We start from the raw sequence: 15,154 nt of genomic DNA, 5'->3' as shown, positions 1-15,154 counted from the left end.
CATGGCCACGCGTTACCCGAAAGCCGCGAATGGTACGCAGCTGGGGCGACCGCACCGGCGGTCGCCCCAGCTGTTCACCTCACCCTCGGCTCAGCCGCTCAGAACTGCAGCGCCCAGGAGTCGATCTTCCCGGTGTCGGCGTTCGCGTTGTCGTTCACGCGCAGCTTCCAGACCCCGTTCGCGACCTCGGACGAGGCGTTGACCGTGACGGTCTTGACGATGTTGTCCGCGCTGCCGCCGGTCCGGTTGTGCAGGTTGTAGGCGGTGCCGTCGGGGGCGATCAGGTCGACCTTCAGGTCACCGATGTACGTGTGCTTGATGTCGAGCGCGACCTGGAGCGCCGCCGGGGCGTTGCCGGAGATCCCGCTGACGGTGAGCGGCGACTCGACGGTGGCGTTGTCGCCCACGGCGTAGTCGGCCGTGTTCTCGAAGCGGGTGCCCGGGTTCGGCGGGGTGGTGGTGCCGCCGACGTACAGCAGCCGGTTCGGGGAGCCGGATCCGGGACCGGTGACCACGTTCGGGGTGGCCGCGCCCACCAGGGCCGCGGAGACCTGGGACGGGGTGCTCGCCGGGTTCTGCGAGAGGTAGAGGGCGGCCGCGCCCACGACGTGCGGCGTGGCCATCGACGTACCGGAGATGGTGTTGGTGGCGGTGTCGCCGGTGCCCCACGAGGAGGTGATCGAGGAGCCGGGGGCGAAGATGTCCAGGATGGAGCCGTAGTTGGAGTAACTGGCCTTGGCGTCGGTGTTGGTGGTCGCGCCGACCGTGATGGCCTCGGCGACGCGCGCCGGGGACTTGGTGCTCGCGTCGGTGGACTCGTTGCCCGCCGCGACGCCGTAGGTGATGCCGGCGGCGATGGAGTTGCGTACGGCGGTGTCGAGCGCGGAGTCCGCGCCGCCGCCGAGGGACATGTTCGCCACGGCCGGCTTGACGGCGTTGCGGGTCACCCAGTCGATGCCCGCGACGACCTGGGCCGTCGTACCGGAGCCGTTGTTGTCGAGCACGCGGACGCCGACGATCTTGGCCTTCTTGGCCACGCCGTAGGTGTTGCCCGCGACGGTGCCGGCGACGTGCGTGCCGTGGCCGTGGCCGTCCTGGGCGGTGTTGTCGTTGTCGATGGCGTCGTACCCGTAGGAGGCGCGGGTGCCGAACTCGCCGTGGGTGATGCGCACGCCCGTGTCGATGATGTACGCGGTGACGCCCTCGCCGGCCTTGTCCGGGTAGGTGTAGCCGTTGTCGAGGGGCAGGGCGCGCTGGTCGATGCGGTCCAGGCCCCAGGACGGCGGGTTGGGCTGGGTGCCCTGGGCGCCCTGGGCGTCGTCGACGGTGAACACCCGGTTCTGCACGACCGACGCGACCGCCGGGTCGGCGGCGAGCTTCCTGGCCTGCGCCTCGGAGACGGCGACGGAGTAGCCGTTGAGGGCGGCGCTGTAGGTCCGGTCGATCTTCGCGCCGTACCGCTTGGCGACGGCCTTCCCGCTGTCGGTGGTGGAACGGGCGGCGGAGTCCTTCAAGGTCACGATGTAGCTGCCGGGGACCGCGTCGGCGGCGCCCGCGTTCTCTATGACGCCCTGCGGGGCGCCGTCCGCCGCGGCGGCGGGTAACGCGGCGGCCGCGCCGAGCGCGAGGGCCACGACGGCGGTCGCGCTGATGCCGGCGATCCTCCGGCGGGTGTGACGCATCACGGACATGTGGGGGTCCTCCTGGTAGGCGGGGGTGGCGGCGGCGGTCCGGGTGGGACATGGGGATCCGGGCGGACGTGCGTGGGGGTGCGTGGGCACGCAGGACCGCTCGTGCGGGCATGTCCATGACAAGAATTCCTGTCGGCCGGACCGCCGCCTCCGAAAGGTTGACCCACCGTCCCGGCATCCCACAAGAGGACAACGGACGCGTAACATCCGTGCCATACACCGGCCATGATTGAGCAAAGGTGAAGCGCACATGACGCACGCACTGCCCGGCTACGTCTGCCCCGACGACGGCGCGCGTGCGGACGTAAGGACGGCGCCGTGGCGCTGCCCCCTGTGCGCCGGACCCTGGGACCTCGATTTCACGCCGGACCCGGCCGCGCCCCTGACCCCGGCCGCCGGACCCCCCTCGCTCTGGCGGTACGGATCCGCGCTGCCGCTGCCGGGGGCTTTCGCCGTGACGCTGTCGGAGGGCAACACCCCGCTGGTCCCGATGGCCGAGCGGATTCACGCCAAGCTCGACTACCTGATGCCGACGCTGTCCTTCAAGGACCGGGGCGCGGTGATGCTCGCCGAGGTGGCCCGGCGGCTGGCTCCGCGGCGGGTGGTCGCGGACAGCAGCGGCAACGCGGGGACGGCCGTCGCCGCCTACTGCGGGCGGGCCGGGCTGAGTTGTGAAGTTTTCGTGCCCGAGGGCACCTCAGAGCGGAAGACCGGACAGATGCGGGCCCACGGGGCCGCCGTCCACGTCGTCCCCGGCGGCCGGGAGGCCGCCGCGCTGGCCGCCCGCGCGGCCGCCGACGAGCCCGGCGTCTTCTACGCCAGCCACGTCTTCAACCCGTACTTCCTGCACGGTACGAAGACGTACGTGTACGAGGTCTGGGAGGAGCTCGGCGGCCGGCTGCCGCAGGCCCTGGTCGTCCCGGTCGGCAACGGCACCCTGCTGCTCGGCGCCGCCCTGGCGGTGGCGGAGCTGGCCCGGCGCGGGGTGCGGCCGCCGGCCCTGATCGCGGTGCAGTCCGAGGCGGTGGCCCCGCTGGCCGAGGCCTTCGCGGCGGGGGCCGAGGACGCCGCCCCGGTGGAGCAGCGGCCGACCCTGGCCGAGGGGATCGCGATCCCGGCCCCGCCGCGGGCCCGGCAGATCCTGGCGGCGGTCCGCGCCTCCGGCGGCACCTTCCTGACCGTCCCGGACGACCGGCTGCGGGCGGCCCAGCTCGACCTGGCGCGCCGCGGGCTGTTCGTGGAGCCGACGGCCGCGGCCTGCTGGGCGGCGGTGGGCCCGGGCGCGCCCGGCGACCCGCTGCGCGGACGCACCGCGGTGCTGCCGCTGTGCGGCGCGGGCGCGAAGACGGGCCTGGCGCCCTAGGCCCGGCGCGGCGGCGGCGCGGCTGGCCCTGGCGCGTGGCGGCGCGGCTGGCCCTGGCGCGGTGGCGGCGCGGCTGGCCCTGGCGCGCTGGCGGCGCGGTGGCGGCACGGCTGGCCCTGGCGGCGCGGCGCACGCGGCGCGGCGCACGCGGCGCGGCGCACGCGGCGCGGCTCAGTCCCGGGCGGCCCGGTCGTAGAGGGCCTTCGCGCGCTCGTCGAAGAGGGCGGCGGTGGAGTCCACGTCCGTGTCCCCGCCGCTCAGTACGCCGATCAGCCGGCCCGGCTCCCCCGGCCCGCCCCGGTCGGCGATCCAGGGGCTCCCGCTGGTGCCCGTCCAGAAGCCCGAACAGCCGATGTACAGCATGTCGGGGTCGTCCTCGTCGTGCCGGGTCTGGGTGGTGCAGGAGACGGGCTTGTTCTCCGGGTTGCGGTCGGACTCCGGGTAGCCGACCACCGTGACCTCCCGCTCGTAGCCGGAGGTCCAGTCGGGGCCGGGCGCCCCGCCCTCGCCCACGGTCTGCTGGAGGCTGCGGCCGTCCCGGTCGGGCTCCACGGTGAGGAAGGCGAAGTCGGCGGTGTCGTCGCCCCACTTCGTCCAGCGGTCGTCGACGTGGACCGAGCGGACCTTCCACACCCCGAAGGGCTGGCTCCCCGCGCCCTCTCCGGAGAAACCGGGGGCGAAGGCGAGCTCGCCGATGGCGAGGCCGTCGTGCGCGACCTCGCCGGGCTCCCCGTCCTCGCCCGCCGGGGCCACGCAGTGCGCGGCGGTGGCGACGACGTTGCCGTGGGGGCTGTCGACCACGCTGGCCGTGCACCAGTGCTCCCCGCCCGCCATGAGCACGCCGACGGTGGGGAAGGGGCGGGCGGCCGCCCCGTCGGAATCGGCCGGCACCTGGAGGACCGCCACCGCGACCACCGCGGCGACCCCGGCCGCGGCAGCGGCGTAGGCCCCCTTCACCGCGGGGCTCATCCCAGGGCGGGGTCGGGTGTCGGCGCCCGCATCACGTTGCTGATCCACTCCAGGGAGCCCTCCCTCATGCCGCGCACGTACGACTTTCCGTTGTGCTGACCATCCTCGATCACCTGGAGCCGGGTGTGCACGGGGCCCTTCCCGTACTCCCGCATGAACTGCTCGGCCCGTTCGCGGCCGCCCTCCTCGGTGCCGATCTGGAAGTTCACGTACACGTCCGGGCCGCCCTCCTCGATCAGCCTCTCGGCGAGCTTCTCGGGGTTGTTCTCGTCCATGGCCCGCGTGTTCCCCCTCCAGAGCGGGGAGTCGGGGACGAAGTCGGTACCGCTCGCGATCACCGCCTTGAAGCGGTCGGGGTACTTCAGGACGTGTTTGAAGGCGCCGAAGCCGCCCGAGGAGGAGCCCATGAAGGCCCAGCCGTCGCGGTCGGTGAAGGTGCGGAAATTGGCCCTCGTGAAATCCGGGACGTCATCGGCCATCCAGGTGCCCATCTTGGGCTCACCGGGGATGTCCGAGCCGTCGAAGTGGTGCTTGGTGTCGGCGTTGATCACCGGCATGACGAGGATGAAGGGCAGGCTGGTGCCCTCCTTGACCCCGTCGGTCACGGCCTGCTGGAGGCCGAGGGCGGGACCGGTGCCCCAGTAGTTCTTGGGGTAGCCGCGGCCGCCGGGGAGGGAGATCAGGACCGGGAAGCCGCTCTTGGCGTAGCGCGGGTCGTCGTACTCCTTGGGGACCCACACCCACACGTCACCCGTGAAGCCGGACTTCTTGCCCTTGAGGGTGGTGCGGGCGATCTGCGTGCCGTCGGGCAGCCGGGAGGTGCGGACGAATTCCGCGGCCGGGCCGGTGGGCATGCTCATGCCGGGCCGGATGTCGGCGGCGGCCGCCGTCTTCTGCTCGGTCTTCCCGAAGGAGGTGGGATCCCCCGTGTCGGAGAAGAGGCCCGACTGGTACGCCGCCACGCCCCCGGCGGTGAGGGTGAGCGCGAGGCCGCCGCTGATCAGGAGGAGGCGCCTGCGCCGCCGGGGGCCTTGGTCGTCGTGGTCGTCGTGGTCGTCGTGTTGCCGCACGGAAATGTCCGTTTCCTCTCCGGCGCTTCCGAGGGAGCGCGGGTGGGACCGGTCGGTCCCCCTCACACCCATTACAGAGGATTGAACGACCGGACCGCCCGCGTGGGCGCGGGGGCGTGGCGAACGCCACTCCGCGCCGGCCGGCTCAGCCCGTGGTCGCGGGCTTGGGCGCCTTGAGCACCTTGCTGATCCACTCCAGCGAGCCCTCCCGCATGCCCCGCACGTAGTGCCAGCCGTTGTGCTCGCCGTTCTGGATGTCGCGGATGGTCATCTTGACCGGGCCCTTGCCGTACGTGTCCTTGAAGCGCGTCATCGCCGGCTTGCCGCTCTCCTTGGTCCCGATCTGGAAGTTGATGTAGACCTCGGGCCCGTTGGTGTCGATCAGCTTGCCCGCGAGCTTCTCGGGGTTGTTCGCGTCCATCTCCGCCTGGTGCCCCTTCCAGAGCGGGGAGTCGGGAACGAGTTCGCCGCCGCTGGCGATCACGGCCTTGAACCGGTCCGGGTACTGGAGGAGCAGCTTCATGCCGACGAACGCGCCCGAGGAGGAGCCCATGAAGGCCCAGCCGTCGCGGGACTTGTACGTACGGAAGTTGGCGCGGGTGAAGTCCGGTATGTCCTCGGAGAGCCAGGTGCCCATCTTGGCCCGGCCGGGTATGTCGGAGCCGTCGTAGTAGTACTTGGCGTCCGGGTTGAGCACCGGCATGACCACGATGAACGGCAGGCTGGTGCCCGCCTTGACGCCCTCGCTGATGGCCTTCTGGAGGCCGAGGCTGCGGTCGGACCAGTAGTTGCCCGGGTAGCCGTTGCCGCCGGGGAGGGCGATGAGGACCGGGAAGGCGCTCTCGGCGTACTTCGGGTCGTCGTACTCCTTGGGCGCCCACACCCACACGTCGCCCTCGAAGCCGGACTTCGCTCCCGCGAGGCGGGTCTTGGCGATGATCGTGCCGTCGTCGAGCTTGGCGGTCTGCTTGAAGGCGGCCTTCGGGCCCGCCGGCATGAGCACGTCCGGGTCACCGGTCGGCGCGGCCGGGGAGGGCTCGCCGGAGGCGGCCGGGGCGGGCGTCTCCTGCCGCTTCGCGGCCGGCGGCTGGTTCTTGCCGAAGCTCACGGTCTCCCCGTTGCCCGCGAACCACTCGTACTTCCAGGCCGCGAAGCCGCTGCCGCCGAGCGCGAGCGCGCAGACCACGCCCGCGCTGATCCATATCGCGCGGCGCGACCGCCCGGGCGAGCGGCGCGCGGGCTCGTACGGCTCCTGGCCATCGGACTGCGGGCGCTGCGGGTAGTCGTGCACGAACTTCGCTCCGAACGGTCATGACTGCCCCGGGGGACGGGACAGAACGGCTGGGCATCCCCACATGTCCTGATGGCGGAACGCCCGGGAAAGTTCCAAATCCAGGCAAAAAACACGATCGCCGAGGCGCACTCAGCGCTGCTCGTCGAGTACGCGCGCACACCGCCCGAGCAGTCCGATCAGCAGCTCCCGCTCCTCGTCCGAGAACGCAGCGGCGAGCGCCCGCTCGACGCGGACGGCGTCGGTGTCGGCGCGCCGCATCACCGCGTCGCCCTCTTCGGTGAGCCGGGTCTCCAGGACGTTGCGGTGCCATTCGTGCGGGGTCCGCTCGATGAGCCCGCGCTCCTGGAGGTTCTTCAGCACGGTGTTCATGGTCGGCGGCGTGACCCCGCAGAGCCGGGCGAGGGCGGCGGCGGAGATGCCCGGCTTCTCGGAGAGCCAGAGCAGGGCGGCGTACTGCGGAACCGTTACGCCCGCGGGCTTCAGGGCCCCGTTCTTCGCCGCGAGGAGCGCCTGCTCGGCGCGCTTGATGTGGGAGCCGATGCGCTCCTCGGCGGGCATGGAGGTCATGGCCGCATCCTACGGCCCCTTGCAAACATTAGAGCTCTAACATACCTTCGCCTTCACCACTCAAGTAGAGGACACACAATCATGCGACGCGTACTCCTCCCCCTCACCGCACTCACCCTCACAGCGGCGGCGACCCTGACCGCCACGACGACCGCCCACGCCACGACCCCCACCCCCCGGACCCCCACCCCCCGGATCTCCACGGCGTTCACCCTCCCCGGCGAGAAGGTCTACCCCGAGGGCATAGCCACCGACCCGCGCACGGGCACGGTCTACGTCGGCTCGTACGCGGACGGCACCATCTACCGGGCCCGCCCCGGCGCCCGCACCGCCGAGGTGTTCCTGCCCGCCGGCACCGACGGCCGCCACACCGCGAACGGACTGCGCGTCGACGCCCGGGGCCGCCTGTGGGTCACCGACTCCACCGCCGGCGTCGCGGTCTACGACCCCCGGACCGGAACCCGCCTGGCCCACTTCGAGGTCGAGGGCGGCGGGGCCTCCTTCGTCAACGACCTGGCCATCACCCCCGACGGCACCGCCTACCTGACGGACAGCTACCGCGGGGTGGTCTACCACGTCACCCCGGCCCAGCTGGCCGCCGGCTCCGGCGCCCTGCGCACGGCGTTCGACCTGCGCGGCCACCTGAAGCCCCAGCCCGCCGGCACCGCCACCCTGAACGGCATCGTCGCCGACCGGACCGGCCGCTACCTGCTCACCGTCGACATGACGGCCGGCGAACTCCACCGCCTCGACCTGCGCACCGGCGCCATCACCCGGGTCACCCTGACCGGCGGCGACCTCCTCCACGCCGACGGCCTCGACCTCTCCCCCGACGGCACCCTGCGCGCGGCCCACAACACCACCAACACCCTGACCCGCTGGCGGCTCTCCCCGGACGGCACCCGAGCCCGCCTGACCCGCACCCTCACGGACCCGGCCCTCCAGATCCCCACCACCCTGACCCACACCCGAGGCCGCACCCTGGTCGTCCGCTCCCAATTCGACAAGAACGGCCCCCTAACCCCCTCCACAGGCACCCCGACCACCTTCACCATCGCCACGACCCAAGCCCTGTAACCCCACCCGCCCCGCCCGTCGCACCGCCTCAGCGCCAGGGAGGAACACGAGATCACCCCGGACGACGCCCGCGCACGGGGATCAGCAGCACAACCCCCTCTCTCGACGGCCGCGATCGCTAGGGTTGTCCCATGACCGCACTGCCCGACTGGATGCGCCCGCCGCGCGCGGAAGGCTGGTTCGCGGAGGACCTCGACCGCCTCCCCGAGGCACCCCGCCACACCGAGCTGATCGATGGAGCCCTCGTCTTCATGATGTCGCCGCAGCGGTCCTGGCACGGCCGCCTCGTCACCGCCCTGACCACCACGCTCATGGCGCAGGCGCCGGCCGGCTTCGAGGTCGAGCGTGAGATGACGATCCGCCTCGATGCCCGCAACCGCCCCGAGCCGGACCTCCTGCTGACGAACCTGCCCTACGATCCCGACCGCACCTGGTACGCCCCGGAGGACGTGGAACTCGTCGTCGAGGCCGTATCCCCCGAATCCGCCCATCGCGATCGCACAGTGAAGCTCCGCAAGTACGCGGAGGCCGGCATCCCGCACTACTGGTGCATCGAGGACGAGGACGGCGCACCCGTCGTCCACGTCTACGAGCTCGACGAACCGACCGGCGCCTACGCACCCGCCGGCATCTTCCGCGGCACCCTCCAGCGCCCGGTGCCCTTCGAGGTCAGCCTGGACCTCGACAAGCTCACACCACCCCGAAGCAGCTGAAAGCAAAGCGCGGGAACGCAGAAGGGGTCGACTCCTGGCGGAGTCGACCCCTTCTGGCCTGCGTGTCTGCCACGTCAGTGACGTGGTGGCATGACAGCCGCTACACGTTGAAGCGGAACTCCACCACGTCGCCGTCCTGCATGACGTATTCCTTGCCTTCCATGCGGGCCTTGCCCTTGGCGCGGGCTTCCGTTACCGAGCCGCAGGCGACCAGGTCCGCGAAGGAGATGACCTCGGCCTTGATGAAGCCGCGCTGGAAGTCCGTGTGGATGACGCCGGCGGCCTCCGGGGCGGTGGCGCCCTTCTTGATCGTCCAGGCGCGGGTTTCCTTCGGGCCGGCCGTCAGGTACGTCTGGAGGCCCAGGGTGTCGAAGCCGACGCGGCCGAGGGTGGCGAGGCCGGGCTCTTCCTGGCCGACCGACTGGAGGAGCTCCAGGGCTTCCTCGTCGTCCAGCTCGGAGAGGTCCTGCTCCAGCTTCGCGTTCAGGAAGATGGCCTCGGCCGGGGCGACCAGGGCGCTCTGCTCCGCCTTGAAGGCGTCGTCCGTCAGCTCGTCCTCGTCCACGTTGAAGACGTAGAGGAACGGCTTCGTGGTCAGCAGGTGCAGCTCGTGGAGGAGGTCGCCCTGCTCCGTGCCCTTGGTGATGCCCTTGGAGAAGAGGGTGTCGCCCGCTTCGAGGATCTTCTTGGCCTCGACGACGGCCGCGAGGACCGCGACCTTCTCCTTCTGGAGGCGGGACTCCTTCGTCAGGCGCGGTTCGGCCTTCTCGATGGACTGGAGGTCCGCGAGGATCAGCTCGGTGTTGATCGTCTCGATGTCGTCCTTCGGCGAGACCTTGCCGTCGACGTGGACGACGTTCTCGTCCTTGAAGGCGCGGATGACCTGGCAGATCGCGTCCGACTCGCGGATGTTCGCGAGGAACTTGTTGCCCAGGCCCTCGCCCTCGGAGGCGCCGCGCACGATGCCGGCGATGTCGACGAAGTCGACCGTCGCCGGGAGGACCTTCTGCGAACCGAAGATGCCGGCCAGGACCGCGAGGCGCGGGTCCGGGACGCCGACGACGCCGACGTTCGGCTCGATCGTGGCGAACGGGTAGTTGGCCGCCAGCACGTCGTTCTTGGTCAGGGCGTTGAACAGGGTCGACTTGCCGACATTCGGCAGGCCGACGATTCCGATCGTGAGCGACACGTTGGCGACTTCCCGTAGCTGGAGGGGGCGGCGGCCCGGGAGTGGGCCACCGGACAGTTTACTTTCCGATGAGTGGGGGTGGATGTACGCGTGTCCGGCCGCCGGAACCGCACGGTCCGCGCCTACTTTGGTGGGGTGGAGCAATACAGGACGCGACCCGTCGTTCACCCGCAGCGACAGCAGCCGGGCGGCCCGGCCGCCGGCGCCGCCGCGCACACCGGCGCCGGTGTGCCCGCCCAGAGCGGCGGGCGGCCCGGTGCGCCCGTGCTCGGCCGCCGGCTGCCCCGCCCGAAGCTGACCGGCCTCGGCGGCGGCCTGTTCGGGTGCGTGACGATGCTGCTGGTCGGCGGCATCGTCTGGCTGCTCTTCGGCTCGTCGCTCTTCGTGTACGGGCTGCTCTTCCTGCCCGTCGCCGCGGCCACCGCCCTCTGGGTGCGGCCGGCCGACCTGATCACCGCGCCGGTCAGCGCCCCCCTCGCCTTCGCCGCCGGAGTGTGGCCCATCGCGGGCGGCTCCGGCGGCTTCGGCGGTCAGCTGATGGGGGTGGTCTCGGCGCTGTCCCTGCACGCCGGCTGGCTGTACGCGGGGACCCTCGTGGCCGCGCTGATCGCGCTCGTCCGCAAGGCGGCACTGATCGGGAAGCGGCCCAAGGCCAAGGCCTAGGCCAAGCCCGAGCCCAAGTCCGAGCCCGAGCGACGCATGGCCTGACCCGCTTCCCGGCCCCCGACTAGTGCTTCGCCGCCATCGCCGCGCCGACGATGCCCGCGTTGTTCTGCAGCTTCGCCGGCACGATCTCGGCCCTGATGCCCTCGATCAGCGGCAGGAACTTCTCGGGCTTGCGGCTGACCCCGCCCCCGATGATGAACAGGTCGGGGGAGAACAGCATCTCTACGTGCTCCAGGTACTTGTGCAGCCGGTGCGCCCAGCGCTCCCAGGTGAGGTCCCCGTCCTCCTTGGCCTTGACGGACGCCCGGGTCTCCGCGTCGTGGCCCTTGAGCTCCAGGTGGCCGAGCTCCGAGTTCGGGACCAGGTGCCCGTCCGTGAAGAGGGCGCTGCCGATGCCCGTACCCAGGGTGAGCAGGATGACCGTGCCGGAGCGCCCGCGCCCCGCCCCGTACGTCATCTCCGCGACCCCGGCGGCGTCCGCGTCGTTCAGCACCGTGACCGGACGGCCGTCGAGCCGGTCGCTGAGCAGGGTCGCCGTGTCGACGCCGACCCAGGCCTTGTCCATGTTGGCGGCCGTCCGCGTGACACCGCCGGTGACGACCCCGGGGAAGGTCACCCCGATGGGCCCGTCCCAGTCGAAGTGGCGCACCACCTCGACGACACAGCCGGCCACCCCGTCGGGGGTGGCCGGCTGTGGTGTCAGTACCTTGTGGCGCTCCTGCACCAGGTCGCCGCGCTCCAGGTCCACGGGAGCGCCCTTGATCCCGGAACCGCCGATGTCCACACCGAAGATCTGCATGGACTCACCGTACGAAACGACGCGCCCTACTTCTCGGCGATCAGCCGAGCCGCCTCCGCGCGCAGGTCGCGGCGCAGCTCCTTCGGAAGCGAGAAGACGATCGACTCCTCGGCCGTCTTGACGATCTCCACGTCCGCGAAGCCGCGCTGGGTGAGCCACTCCAGCACCTCTTCGACGAGGACCTCCGGCACCGAGGCGCCCGAGGTCAGGCCGACGGTGGTGACGCCCTCCAGCCAGGCCTCGTCGATCTCGCTGGCGAAGTCGACGAGGTACGCGGCGCGCGCGCCGGCGTCCAGGGCGACCTCGACGAGCCGGATCGAGTTCGAGGAGTTCTTCGAGCCGACGACGATGACCAGGTCGGAGTCGGCGCCCATCACCTTGACCGCGGCCTGGCGGTTGGAGGTGGCGTAGCAGATGTCGTCGCTCGGCGGCGAGACGAGCAGCGGGAACTTGGTCTTCAGCGCGTCGACCGTCTCCATCGTCTCGTCGACCGAGAGGGTGGTCTGCGACAGCCAGACGACCTTCGACTCGTCCCTGACCTGGACCTTCTCCACGTCGTGCGGGCCGTCCACGATGGTGATGTGCTCGGGGGCCTCGCCGGAGGTGCCGATGACCTCCTCGTGGCCCTCGTGGCCGATGAGGAGGATGTCGAAGTCCTCGTTCGCGTACCGGATGGCTTCCTTGTGCACCTTGGTGACCAGCGGGCAGGTCGCGTCGATCGTGGCGAGCTTGCCGCGGGCGGCCTCCTCGTGCACCACCGGGGCCACGCCGTGCGCGGAGAACATCACGATGGAGCCCTCGGGCACCTCCTCCGTCCGCTCGACGAAGACGGCGCCCTTCTTCTCCAGCGTCTGGACGACGTACTTGTTGTGCACGATCTCGTGGCGGACGTAGACCGGCGCACCGTACTGCTCGAGAGCCTTCTCGACAGCGATCACGGCTCGGTCGACGCCCGCGCAGTAGCCGCGGGGGGCGGCGAGCAGGACACGGCGGGAAGCGGGAGCAGTCATGGGCTCCATCGTACGGGGGTCTCCAGCAGGCCGGTCGTCGCCCGTTCGGCACAGACTGGGTCGAATGTCCGTACTGCCCATCCCCCGGAGGAACGATGGCGGCCGTGACGGAGCCCGGTGCGGAGCGGACCTCGCTGCGGCGCAGCCTCGGCTTCCGGGACCTGGTCGTCTACGGGCTGCTGTTCATCGCTCCGATGGCCCCGGTCGGGGTGTTCGGCACCCTCGACGCCAAGTCGCGCGGGGCGGTCGCCCTCGTCTACCTGTTCGCGACGGTCGCGATGGGCTTCACCGCCTTCTCCTACGCGCAGATGGTGCGGGTCGCCCCGCAGGCCGGCTCGGTGTTCACCTACGCCCGCAAGGGCCTCGGCGAGGGGCCGGGGCTGATCGCCGGGTGGATGGCGATGCTCGACTACCTGCTGATCCCGGCCGTGGCCTACCTGTTCTCCGGGATCGCGATGAACGCGCTGGTCCCGGAGGTGTCCCGGTGGGTGTGGACGGCGCTGGCGGTGATCGTGACGACCCTGCTGAACCTGTGGGGCGTACGGGCGGCCGCGCGGGTGGGGTTCGCCGTGCTGGCCCTGGAGATCGCGGTGCTGCTGGTGTTCGTGGTGGCGGCGGTGTCGGTGCTGGTCCAGGGCGGGGCGCGGCGCGGCTGGCTGTCCCCGTTCACCGGTGACGGCTCGCCGGGTTTCTCGACGGCCGCCGTACTGGGCGCGGTGTCGGTGGCGGTGCTCTCGTACCTGGGCTTCGACGCCATCGCCTCCTTCGCGGAGGAGGTGACGGGCGGCTCGGAGAAGGTGGCGCGGGCGGTGCTGTGGTGTCTGGCGATGGCCGGGGTGCTGTTCATCGCGCAGAGCTACCTGGTGGCGCTGCTGATGCCGGTGTCCTCGGCGGAGCTGGCGGCCGATCCGGGGCGGCAGGGGCCGGCGTTCTACGACGCGGTGGAGTTCTCGGTCGGGGGCTGGCTGCACGACCTGGTCGCCGTCAGCAAGGCGATCGGGGCTGCGTTCGCGGCGCTGGCCGGGCAGGCGGCGGCCGGCCGGCTGGTGTTCGCGATGGCCAGGGAGCGGCGGCTGCCGCGGGCGCTGGCGCGCACCTCGGACGGGACGCCCCGGCCGGCCCTGCTGGTGGCGGCGACGATCACGCTGGTCGCGGCGGTGTGGGCGGCGCGCCGCGACGACGGTCTCGACCACCTGGTCTCGGTGGTCGACATCGGAGCGCTGGTGGCGTTCACCCTGCTGCACGCCTCGGTGGTCGGCTGGTTCGTGGTCCGGCGCGCCGAAGGGCCGCCGAACTGGTGGAAGCACCTGGTGATCCCGGTGCTGGGCGCGCTGGTGACCGTCGCGGTGATCGTCGAGGCGTCCTGGACGGCGCAGCTGGTGGGGGCGGTGTGGCTGGTGGTGGGCCTGTGCGTGCTGGTGGCCCAGCGCGGGCGACGCGCGGAGGGCGCCCCGGGCGACGCCCCCTGACCTCTGTCGGCGCGGCCCGTTAGCCTGCGTGCATGGGTCTGAATACGTCGGCTGACGCGCCGCTGCCGGTCGGGCAGGTGTCCCGGCTGATCGGGGGCTGGATCGACAAGCTCGGCCAGGTGTGGGTGGAAGGGCAGATCACGCAGCTCTCGCGGCGGCCGGGGGCGGGGGTGGTCTTCCTGACGCTGCGCGACCCGTCGCACGACGTCTCGCTCAGCGTGACCTGTTTCCGGCAGGTCTACGACGAGGTCGCGGACGCCGTGACGGAGGGCGCGCGGGTCGTCGTCCTGGCCAAGCCGGAGTGGTACGCCCCGCGCGGACAGCTGTCCCTGCGGGCCACGGAGATACGGCCGGTCGGCATCGGCGAGCTGCTGGCCCGGCTGGAGAAGCTGAAGCGGTCGCTGGCCTCCGAGGGGCTGTTCGCGCTGGACCGCAAGAAGTCGCTGCCGTTCCTGCCGCAGCTGATCGGGCTGGTGGTGGGGCGGGCCTCGGCGGCCGAGCGCGACGTACTGGAGAACGCCCGGCGGCGCTGGCCGGCGGTCCGCTTCGAGGTGCGCAACGTGGCGGTCCAGGGGGTCCACGCGGCGACGCAGGTGATCCGGGCGGTCCAGGAGCTCGACGCGCTGCCCGAGGTGGACGTGATCATCGTGGCCCGCGGCGGCGGCAGCGTGGAGGACCTGCTGCCGTTCTCCGACGAGGAGGTCGTCCGGACGGTGGCGGCGGCCCGGACCCCGGTGGTCTCGGCGATCGGGCACGAGCCGGACTCCCCGCTGCTGGACCTGGTGGCGGACCTGCGGGCCTCCACGCCCACGGACGCCGCGAAGAAGGTGGTCCCGGACGTCAACGAGGAGCTGGAACGCGTACGCCAGCTGCAGGGCCGGGGGCTGCGCGCGGTCCGGGGGCTGCTCGACCGGGAGGAGCGGGGGCTGGCCCACGCGCTCGCGCGCCCGGTGTTCGTCCACCCGCAGCGCATGGTGGAGACCCGGGAGGACGAGGTGGAGGCGCTGCTGGCGCGCACCCGGCGGACCCTGGGGCACCTGCTGGACCGGGCGGACTCGGAGCTGACGCACACCCTGGCCCGGGTGGTGGCGCTGTCCCCGGCGGCGACGCTGGAGCGGGGGTACGCCGTGCTCCAGCGGGCGGACGGGCATGTGGTGCGCTCGCCGGAGGAGGTCGCGGCGGGCGACGAACTGCGCGCGCGGGTCGCGGAGGGCGAGTTCCACGTACGGGTCGACGGCTCGCCACAGCACTGAACGGGCACTGCCGGCGCTGGACCG

The 15,154-nt window shown here is 71.9% G+C and carries 14 protein-coding genes; 6 read left to right on the top strand and 8 right to left on the bottom strand.

Annotation, left to right across the window (positions count from 1 at the left end):
- Positions 1-98 precede the first annotated feature (98 nt).
- Positions 99-1,691 carry a S8 family peptidase gene (locus EES41_RS23565; RefSeq protein WP_123080213.1) on the bottom strand — a complete coding sequence of 531 codons (1,593 nt, stop codon included), beginning with the start codon at positions 1,689-1,691 and terminating at the stop codon, positions 99-101.
- 250 nt (positions 1,692-1,941) lie between these two features.
- Here EES41_RS23565 and EES41_RS23560 point away from each other — a divergent pair, with 250 nt between their 5' ends.
- The gene (locus EES41_RS23560; protein WP_123080212.1) at positions 1,942-3,054 is read left to right on the top strand and encodes a pyridoxal-phosphate dependent enzyme; all 1,113 of its coding nucleotides are present in this window, start codon (positions 1,942-1,944) and stop codon (positions 3,052-3,054) included.
- Between the two features lie 171 nt (positions 3,055-3,225).
- Here EES41_RS23560 and EES41_RS23555 read toward each other — a convergent pair whose 3' ends face one another.
- The 4 genes from EES41_RS23555 to EES41_RS23540 form a co-directional block, all read right to left on the bottom strand.
- Positions 3,226-4,011: a serine protease gene (locus EES41_RS23555; RefSeq protein ID WP_254211550.1), complete on the bottom strand. Its 786-nt coding sequence runs from the start codon at positions 4,009-4,011 to the stop codon at positions 3,226-3,228.
- A gap of 8 nt (positions 4,012-4,019) precedes the next feature.
- Positions 4,020-5,165, bottom strand: a complete 1,146-nt coding sequence (locus tag EES41_RS23550; protein ID WP_123080210.1) for an esterase family protein — start codon at positions 5,163-5,165, stop codon at positions 4,020-4,022.
- 73 nt (positions 5,166-5,238) lie between these two features.
- The gene (locus EES41_RS23545) at positions 5,239-6,384 is read right to left on the bottom strand and encodes an esterase family protein (protein ID WP_123080209.1); all 1,146 of its coding nucleotides are present in this window, start codon (positions 6,382-6,384) and stop codon (positions 5,239-5,241) included.
- Positions 6,385-6,516: 132 nt separating this feature from the next.
- Positions 6,517-6,954, bottom strand: coding sequence for a MarR family winged helix-turn-helix transcriptional regulator (locus EES41_RS23540; protein ID WP_174261723.1), 438 nt, complete (start codon positions 6,952-6,954; stop codon positions 6,517-6,519).
- Between the two features lie 81 nt (positions 6,955-7,035).
- On the opposite strand from EES41_RS23540, the gene EES41_RS23535 reads away from it, so the two are divergent.
- Together EES41_RS23535 and EES41_RS23530 are read left to right on the top strand one after the other, a co-directional pair.
- Complete coding sequence (locus EES41_RS23535; RefSeq protein WP_123080208.1) at positions 7,036-8,031, top strand: SMP-30/gluconolactonase/LRE family protein; 996 nt, start codon at positions 7,036-7,038, stop codon at positions 8,029-8,031.
- A 131-nt stretch (positions 8,032-8,162) separates the two neighbouring features.
- Positions 8,163-8,744 carry a Uma2 family endonuclease gene (locus EES41_RS23530; protein ID WP_123080207.1) on the top strand — a complete coding sequence of 194 codons (582 nt, stop codon included), beginning with the start codon at positions 8,163-8,165 and terminating at the stop codon, positions 8,742-8,744.
- 100 nt (positions 8,745-8,844) lie between these two features.
- Here the strand turns inward: EES41_RS23530 and ychF are convergent, their stop codons facing one another.
- The gene (gene ychF / locus EES41_RS23525; protein ID WP_008737296.1) at positions 8,845-9,933 is read right to left on the bottom strand and encodes a redox-regulated ATPase YchF; all 1,089 of its coding nucleotides are present in this window, start codon (positions 9,931-9,933) and stop codon (positions 8,845-8,847) included.
- A gap of 228 nt (positions 9,934-10,161) precedes the next feature.
- Between ychF and EES41_RS23520 the strand changes: the two genes are divergently transcribed.
- Positions 10,162-10,596 carry a DUF6542 domain-containing protein gene (locus EES41_RS23520; protein ID WP_254211781.1) on the top strand — a complete coding sequence of 145 codons (435 nt, stop codon included), beginning with the start codon at positions 10,162-10,164 and terminating at the stop codon, positions 10,594-10,596.
- A 64-nt stretch (positions 10,597-10,660) separates the two neighbouring features.
- Here EES41_RS23520 and ppgK read toward each other — a convergent pair whose 3' ends face one another.
- Together ppgK and EES41_RS23510 are read right to left on the bottom strand one after the other, a co-directional pair.
- Positions 10,661-11,398 carry a polyphosphate--glucose phosphotransferase gene (gene ppgK, locus EES41_RS23515; protein ID WP_123080206.1) on the bottom strand — a complete coding sequence of 246 codons (738 nt, stop codon included), beginning with the start codon at positions 11,396-11,398 and terminating at the stop codon, positions 10,661-10,663.
- Between the two features lie 26 nt (positions 11,399-11,424).
- Positions 11,425-12,417, bottom strand: a complete 993-nt coding sequence (locus tag EES41_RS23510) for a 4-hydroxy-3-methylbut-2-enyl diphosphate reductase (RefSeq protein ID WP_123080205.1) — start codon at positions 12,415-12,417, stop codon at positions 11,425-11,427.
- Positions 12,418-12,503: 86 nt separating this feature from the next.
- Between EES41_RS23510 and EES41_RS23505 the strand changes: the two genes are divergently transcribed.
- The gene (locus EES41_RS23505) at positions 12,504-13,877 is read left to right on the top strand and encodes an APC family permease (protein WP_123080204.1); all 1,374 of its coding nucleotides are present in this window, start codon (positions 12,504-12,506) and stop codon (positions 13,875-13,877) included.
- 32 nt (positions 13,878-13,909) lie between these two features.
- On the top strand, positions 13,910-15,130 hold the full coding sequence (gene xseA, locus EES41_RS23500; RefSeq protein WP_123080203.1) for an exodeoxyribonuclease VII large subunit: 1,221 nt from the start codon (positions 13,910-13,912) through the stop codon (positions 15,128-15,130).
- The last annotated feature ends 24 nt before the right edge of the window (positions 15,131-15,154 follow it).

The sequence above is a fragment of the Streptomyces sp. ADI95-16 genome, assembly GCF_003721495.1.
Lineage (GTDB): Bacteria > Actinomycetota > Actinomycetes > Streptomycetales > Streptomycetaceae > Streptomyces > Streptomyces goshikiensis.
The sequence above is the reverse complement of the archived record's forward strand: the minus strand, read 5'-3'. Positions and strand labels throughout refer to the sequence as shown.